Genomic DNA, 6,899 nt, shown 5'->3' with positions numbered 1-6,899 from the left:
ATCATAAACTACATTACAAGCATCAACGACAACTTTCATAATATCACCTAACTATATAATAAAAATTAATGCAGTATAGTATATTAATATATTTAATATTTAAATTTAATTTATAAGGAATTTCTTGAATACTTTCCAAATAACATTTTTTCTCCACCGACAGTATTCAAAAATATCTCAATTTCGCTGTCAGTGATGTTATACACATTATAGGAATTTTTATTTTTTCCCCTTAACTTACAGGAACACAGTGACCCCGCATTGACAACAATAGTGTTGTTAATTTTCCAAATGTTTGGAACATGCTTATGCCCTGATAAAACCAAATCGACTTCGTGGGTTGTCAGAGTTTTCAGGATGTCACCCGCATCAGATAAAACGTTACGCTCCCTTCCTGTTTGAGGAATGGAAACTACATGATGGTGCAGCGCAACGATTGCGAAATTCTCCTGAATTACGCATTCATCCAACTGGTGTTCCAACCACATATGTTGAGGAGTACCAATATGACCCCTGCTTTCATCAGGAGAACTGCTGTCAAGACCAATGACTGTAAACTTATCGCCTAAAGTCAGTTTCCAGCTTCTCTCACCTATTAATTCTTCAAATGTCTGATAACCTAAATTACGTGAGTCATGATTTCCAGGAATTGCAAATAACGGCGCTTCAAACAGGGACAAGTATCTGGTTGCCTGTTCGAACTCTTTATAATAACCATTATTGGTGAGATCTCCTGTAAGTACGATCATGTCCGGCTGCAGGTGATTTATCTCGGCCACAGCCTGCATAAACACTTCTTCGTCAAAATCTGCTCTGCTTATATGCAAATCGGATATGTGTGCAATAACTGTCATTTTATCTATTGATTTAACTTCATAATAGCTTCAGCTAAATCTCCTTTACATTCTTCAAGTGCTGCTCTAGCTTCATCTTCTGAAACGTTAGCGCTGTTAGCTACCATTTCAACATCTTCATCAGGGATTTCAACTTCATATTCAAGTTCCACTTCACGGGCTTTACCTTCAATTTGGTAGGTTTCCTGACCCATAACATTCATTAAACTTACGCTAGGTTCATCAATAATCAATTCTTTTTCATCGAAACGGATAATGACTTCACGGACACCTTCTAACTCTTCCATTTTCATGCCCATCTTTTTCATTTGCCTTTCCATCTGTTTCATTTGTTTTTTATTCATACCAGGTATCATAATTAATCCTCTATAAAATAACTATTTATAATTATATTTTTAATTGTTATTAATAATTTGGTTGGGTTAAAAAAAAGTAAAAATGGATTTAGTTTGTAAATCCATAGATTTCTGTTTCAAATGTTTCTACAACATCCTTCAAGATTTCAGGAATGTTGATTTGCTGAGGGCATTCATCAATGCAGGATTCACATTCACTGCAATCGGATGCGATTCCCACGCCATCAAGCCTTGAATAGTTCAAATAAGCATTTCCAAATTGAGTCCAGTCGTCTTTTTCCAAAATTTTATGCTTATTGTATAAATCAAATATCTTAGCTATGTCTATATCTTCAGGACAGGAATCAACACAGTATCTGCATTTGGTACAGTCCACTGTGATGTTGCTGTTAATTATTTCTGAAACATCTTGCAAGAGTTTTAATTCATCATCGTTCAATGGATCTGCATTCTTAAATTCTTGAATATTGCTTTCGAGCTGTTCCAGATTGCTTGCACCGGTATAAACTACACAAACTCCATCCAAGTTTGCCACAAATCTCATAGCCCATGAAACTACAGACCTGTCAGGATTATAATCCTTCATGAGTTTTTCAGCTTCTTCAGGAACATCTGCAAGAAAACCTCCTTTATAAGGTTCCATAATCATTACAGGAACATTATATTTTCTTGCAACTTCCAGACATTTACGGGATTCTATTCCTTCATCTTCCCAGTCCAGATAATTGATTTGCAGGAGCACAAACTCCAGTTCGGGATGTTCAAATAAAAGTTCCTCTAAAAATTCCGCATTGCCGTGAGTGGACAATCCAATATGCTTTATGAACCCATCTTCTTTTTTCTTTTGAATGAATGAGTATAAGTCAACATTCTTCCAGGCAGTTTCAGTTAATCCGCTTACGTTATGCAGCAAATAATAATCAAAGTAATCCACTCCACAGTTTTCAAGTTGCTGCGCGAATAGGGGCTCGAGCTGTGATTCTTCAGTGATTACAAACAATGGCAATTTGGTTGAAATCTTATAGGAATCCCTAGGATACCTTTCAACAACTGCCTTTCTGAAAGCAGCCTCGCCAACACCTTCATGATATACAAAAGCTGTGTCAAAGACGTTGAATCCACTTTCCATATATTTATCAACCATTTCTTTTACCTGATCGATGTCAATGCTTGTCTGGTCATTTTCATCCACCAGAGGAAGTCTCATTAACCCCATACCCAATTTTGTCATATTTCTCTCCTCAATTAATTTTAAAATATCCAATCCTAAGTCATTAGATTGAACAATAACTTTATAGTAACTATTAATTCTATATGATATATATTTTTTTCATAATTTGAACTTGAAAACAGAATATAATCCGTTGAAGAATTTTAAAAATTATATATAGTAATTAAATAAAAAATACTCCCATGAACAAAAAAAGATGCATTTGGGCTACAGACGTCGAAGAAATTTATGTAAAATACCATGACGAGGAATGGGGAGTTCCAACTCATGATGAAAGGGAACTGTTCGAATTTTTAGTGTTGGAATCCTTTCAGGCAGGCCTTTCATGGATTACAATCTTAAAAAAGCGTGAAAACTTCAAAGAGGCATTTGATAATTTTGACGTTGAAAAAGTAGCCGGTTACGATGATGCTAAAATCAATGAGTTAAGGGAAAATGCTGGAATTATTCGCCACAAGGGAAAAATTACCGCTGCAATCAACAATGCGCAGATATTTATCGAAATACAGAAGGAATTTGGAAGCTTTGATGAATATATCTGGGGATTTACTGACGGTGAAATCATTAAAGCGGAATACCTTACCGAATCAGATTTGTCCAGACATATCTCAAAAGATTTAAAAAAGCGCGGAATGAAATTTGTAGGCCCTACCATAATCTATTCATATCTTGAGGCTATCGGAATTATTGACAACCACCAGGAAGACTGCTTTAAATACTGAAACAATGTTGAAACGTATTTTTCAAGGTTTTTTGAAAAATTAAAGGCCAATAGATACTAACAGTTAATTATCTTCCAATAAAATGATATTTTTTGGATCTACTTTCAGATATTTAGGAATTTCAAACTCATGCTGATGGATCTGTTTATCACGTTTCCACCACAATCCATTAGCCAGAGAAATTTCCCATTCAAATGGCTTTTCGATTTTTGTTGAATTTGATGTATCAAATGAATTTAAATCATTTTCAGAAGCTGGAGAAAAATCGTGTGCCCTTATTCCAATGTGAGTAATATTTGGTGAAATTTTTTGAGAAACTTCAAATGTGACTCCCCAATCCAGTGATTTGACGTGATAATCATCAATAATTTCTATTTTGGAAATGTTTTTACAACCAGTAAGTCTTGCAACTTGGACTTTTTTCGGATTTTCGAAAATGTTATGGGTTTCTCCTTTTGCAATAATCTTACCCTTATCCAATATTATAAGTTCATCACAGAACTGGAACACTTCATCCCGGTCATGAGTAACTAAAATAGACAACCCATCAAAATCATTCAGAATATTTGAAAGCTGAATACGAAGTTGTTCTTTTAAGAAAGTATCCATAGCACTGAACGGCTCATCCAATAATATGGCATCAGGACTATAAGCCAAAATACGGGCTAAAGCCACTCTTTGCTGTTGACCTCCGGACAATTGCCTAGGATATCTTTTCTCAAGCCCCTCCAAATGAAAACGTTTAATCATGTCAGAGACAATCTTCTTATCATCATCCTTAGATAATCCCGCAGCAACATTTTCTTCAACAGTCATATTGGGAAACAATGCATAATTTTGAAATAAGTAACCTACATTCCTTTTTTGAGGTTTTAAATTAATTTTTTTACTAGAATCAAAATAAACATTTTCGCTATCAGTAGTTAAACTTACAACACCATTATCAGGATCAACAATACCCGCAACAGATTTAAGAGTGATACTTTTACCACAACCTGAAGGGCCTAAAATACCCAAACATCCATTCTTTAATTCAAAATCAATATTCAAATCAAATTCTTTTAGTTCCTTTTGAATATTCACCTTCAATTTAGCCATGATTAATTCCCTCTAACTTGCGACTCATTTCCATTGCTTTTCTTTGCGTATGGTTACATAATCCATAATGAAAATTGCAAAAAATGCTATGATAACAATAAATATTACATAATCAAAAGCACTTCCCATGTTTCCTGCAGCCACTTCAGAATAAACTGCCATAGGCAAGGTTCTTGTCTGACCAGCTATATTTCCTGCAAGCATTGCTGTAGCACCAAATTCGCCTAATCCCCGAGCATAAGCAAGAATTCCTCCACCAATGACTCCTGGCAGCGCATTTGTTAATAAAATTTTCCTGAAAATTTTCCACTCTGACATTCCAAGTGTACGGCCGGCATCCAATAAGTTTGAATCAACTTGTTCGAATGCACTTCTAGCAGAACGATACATTAGCGGGAATGACATGACCACAGCAGCAATAACAGTTGCAGACCATGAAAAAGCTATTTTTACTGAAAAGAAGTCTATAAAAAATCGACCGATAGGTCCTCTAACACCAAAAACATACAATAAAAAGAACCCTACAACTGTAGGAGGCAATACGATTGGAAGTGTGAAAATTCCATCCAATACTATTTTTATTGCATCATTTTTCATCTTAACAATTCCCCATGCAACAAACAAGCCAACAAAAAAAGTTATAAAAATTGATAAACTTGCTGTCTTCATTGAAATGAAAATAGGGGACCAATCCATCATATTTTAAACTCCGTTACTTAACTATATTATTCATATGAACAATATTATATTAAAATTTATTCAAAAAATTGTAAAAAAAAGTATTCATGAATAGAAAAATCTATTCATGGATAGTGAAACCGTATTCTACGAATACATCTTTAGCTTCTTTGGTTTGTAAGAAGTCCATAAATGCTATTGTAGCATTATCATCAGTTGAATTTTTAAGAGCAGCTACAGGATAAATAACCGGAGTTTTTAAAGCATCATCAGGAGCTTCACAGATAACTTTTACATCATCCGGCATGGATTTAGCGTCGGTAGCATATACAATACCACATTCAGCAGATCCTTGTGCTACTTGGTTTAATACTGCAGTTACGTCAGTACCTAATGATAATTTGGATTCAACATCACTCCAGATGCCTGTGTTGTTTAATACTTCCTGAGCATATTGGCCTGCAGGTACGGATTCAGGATCACCGATAGCGATGTTACCGCTAATGTTTTTCAAATCATCAAATGATGAAATGTTTGAATTGGAATCAGCAGGAACAATTAAAACAACTTTGTTTTCCAAGAACTGAAGATTTGTACTGTTGTCGACTAAATCTTCTTCAGCTAATTTATTCATTTGTTTATTAGCTGCAGACATGAATACATCAGCTTCTAAACCATTTTCTATTTGAGTTTGCAAATCACCACTTGAAGCGTAAGTAGGAGTAACTTTTACGCCAGGGTATTTTTCCTGAAACATTGGAATTAATTTTTCATCGAAAGCGTTTTTTAAACTAGCTGCAGCAGCTAAATTTACTTCTTGACCTGTTAAATTAGCATTAGTAGAGTTACTGGAGTCACCGCCTAAAAAGTCAAACAAACCTGCAGAAACGGTTCCTGCACTAACAATAACTATTGCTGCTAAAATAGCAATAAGCATTAATTTTTTCATTGACCTCATAATTATTCTCCCTTAAATTATTTTAAATGAATATTACCATCAGACATTAAATTCAATAATATTAGATTATTCAAAAATTCATTGAAAATCCTAAATCATCATTCAATTGTCATGATTAGTAATTATAAATTTAATAATATTGATATATAAATATTTTCATATCGATGTAAATAGATTCACATCGATGATACTGTTTAAAAAATAATGAAACATATTTATTTAGGCACAACTAAATGTTAATTGAGGTATTATTATGTCAAACATTGAAAAAGTAAACGAAATTTTAACAAAAGCTGAAGAGTTCTACCTTGCAACAGTAGACGGCGACAAACCAAAAGTAAGACCATTAGGATTCCATTTATTGGATGGTGACAAAATCTATTTCGGTGTTGGAACATATAAAGAAGTTTACAAACAAATGGAAGCAAACCCTAATGTTGAAATTGCCGCATGGGACGGTGAACACTTCTTAAGATATTATGGTGTTGCAGACTTAACTAAAAATGAGGAAATAGCTGAAAAAGCATTCGAACTCATGCCTGAAATTGCTGAAGCATACAAAGCAAACGGATGGGAAATGGGAATCTTTTTCCTCGACAAAGCTACAGCTGAAATCAGAAACATGATGGAAGTTGAAGAAACATATGAATTTGAGTATTAAGGGGAATTCCCTTAATCACAAATTTCATTAATAATAGCTAATGCATTTAAAGACCTTGGAAAACCAATATAAGGCAACATAACCGTTACCGCTGAGACTAATTTTTCTTTATCATTACCAACAGACAGATTACCTTGGGTGTGTCCCCTTAACTGATTTTCACAGCCACCCAAAGTTGCAATGAAAGTGAATGTGATCAATTCCCTTTGCTGGTCGTTTAAACCGTCACGGGTGTAAAAGTCACCGAAGCAATACCCTTCCAGGAAAGTGTTGAAATGCTTTTGGCCTTCGGGAGCATTATCATTCATGGCCTGAATCATTTCCTCTCCAAAATATCTGTC

Annotated in this window: 9 protein-coding genes; 2 read left to right on the top strand and 7 right to left on the bottom strand. The window is 34.5% G+C overall.

Annotated features, from left to right (window positions below):
* Positions 1-110 precede the first annotated feature (110 nt).
* The 3 genes from ACKI30_RS05650 to ACKI30_RS05640 form a co-directional block, all read right to left on the bottom strand.
* Positions 111-854: a metallophosphoesterase family protein gene (locus ACKI30_RS05650; protein ID WP_407410641.1), complete on the bottom strand. Its 744-nt coding sequence runs from the start codon at positions 852-854 to the stop codon at positions 111-113.
* A 5-nt stretch (positions 855-859) separates the two neighbouring features.
* Positions 860-1,210, bottom strand: coding sequence for a nascent polypeptide-associated complex protein (locus ACKI30_RS05645; RefSeq protein ID WP_292739612.1), 351 nt, complete (start codon positions 1,208-1,210; stop codon positions 860-862).
* Between the two features lie 88 nt (positions 1,211-1,298).
* Positions 1,299-2,441, bottom strand: a complete 1,143-nt coding sequence (locus tag ACKI30_RS05640; RefSeq protein WP_407410638.1) for an aldo/keto reductase — start codon at positions 2,439-2,441, stop codon at positions 1,299-1,301.
* Positions 2,442-2,623: 182 nt separating this feature from the next.
* On the opposite strand from ACKI30_RS05640, the gene ACKI30_RS05635 reads away from it, so the two are divergent.
* Positions 2,624-3,163 (top strand): DNA-3-methyladenine glycosylase I, encoded by a 540-nt coding sequence (locus ACKI30_RS05635; protein WP_407410637.1) that lies wholly within the window; start codon positions 2,624-2,626, stop codon positions 3,161-3,163.
* A gap of 63 nt (positions 3,164-3,226) precedes the next feature.
* Here ACKI30_RS05635 and ACKI30_RS05630 read toward each other — a convergent pair whose 3' ends face one another.
* From ACKI30_RS05630 to modA, 3 genes are all read right to left on the bottom strand, one after another.
* The gene (locus tag ACKI30_RS05630) at positions 3,227-4,261 is read right to left on the bottom strand and encodes a sulfate/molybdate ABC transporter ATP-binding protein (RefSeq protein WP_407410635.1); all 1,035 of its coding nucleotides are present in this window, start codon (positions 4,259-4,261) and stop codon (positions 3,227-3,229) included.
* A gap of 24 nt (positions 4,262-4,285) precedes the next feature.
* Positions 4,286-4,960, bottom strand: a complete 675-nt coding sequence (gene modB / locus ACKI30_RS05625) for a molybdate ABC transporter permease subunit (protein ID WP_407410633.1) — start codon at positions 4,958-4,960, stop codon at positions 4,286-4,288.
* A 100-nt stretch (positions 4,961-5,060) separates the two neighbouring features.
* Positions 5,061-5,897 (bottom strand): molybdate ABC transporter substrate-binding protein, encoded by an 837-nt coding sequence (gene modA, locus ACKI30_RS05620; RefSeq protein WP_407410631.1) that lies wholly within the window; start codon positions 5,895-5,897, stop codon positions 5,061-5,063.
* Between the two features lie 253 nt (positions 5,898-6,150).
* On the opposite strand from modA, the gene ACKI30_RS05615 reads away from it, so the two are divergent.
* Entirely contained in the window at positions 6,151-6,558 is a 408-nt protein-coding gene (locus ACKI30_RS05615; protein ID WP_292753453.1) for a pyridoxamine 5'-phosphate oxidase family protein, read from the top strand.
* A gap of 11 nt (positions 6,559-6,569) precedes the next feature.
* On the opposite strand, the gene ACKI30_RS05610 is transcribed toward ACKI30_RS05615, so the two are convergent.
* Positions 6,570-6,899, bottom strand: a 330-nt coding sequence (locus ACKI30_RS05610) for a carboxymuconolactone decarboxylase family protein (protein WP_407410629.1), incomplete at its 5' end; no start/stop codon positions are given.

The sequence above is a fragment of the Methanobrevibacter sp. genome (assembly GCF_045539575.1).
In the GTDB taxonomy this organism is placed as follows: Archaea; Methanobacteriota; Methanobacteria; order Methanobacteriales; family Methanobacteriaceae; genus Methanocatella.
Note: the sequence above shows the minus strand (reverse complement) of the source record. Positions and strands in the feature narration are given on the sequence as shown.

Coding starts and splice junctions, on each gene's coding strand:
- ACKI30_RS05650 (WP_407410641.1), bottom strand. CDS start 854: ATGACAGTTATTGCACACATATCCGATTTGCATATAAGCAGAGCAGAT.
- ACKI30_RS05645 (WP_292739612.1), bottom strand. CDS start 1,210: ATGATACCTGGTATGAATAAAAAACAAATGAAACAGATGGAAAGGCAA.
- ACKI30_RS05640 (WP_407410638.1), bottom strand. CDS start 2,441: ATGACAAAATTGGGTATGGGGTTAATGAGACTTCCTCTGGTGGATGAA.
- ACKI30_RS05635 (WP_407410637.1), top strand. CDS start 2,624: ATGAACAAAAAAAGATGCATTTGGGCTACAGACGTCGAAGAAATTTAT.
- ACKI30_RS05630 (WP_407410635.1), bottom strand. CDS start 4,261: ATGGCTAAATTGAAGGTGAATATTCAAAAGGAACTAAAAGAATTTGAT.
- modB (WP_407410633.1), bottom strand. CDS start 4,960: ATGATGGATTGGTCCCCTATTTTCATTTCAATGAAGACAGCAAGTTTA.
- modA (WP_407410631.1), bottom strand. CDS start 5,897: ATGAGGTCAATGAAAAAATTAATGCTTATTGCTATTTTAGCAGCAATA.
- ACKI30_RS05615 (WP_292753453.1), top strand. CDS start 6,151: ATGTCAAACATTGAAAAAGTAAACGAAATTTTAACAAAAGCTGAAGAG.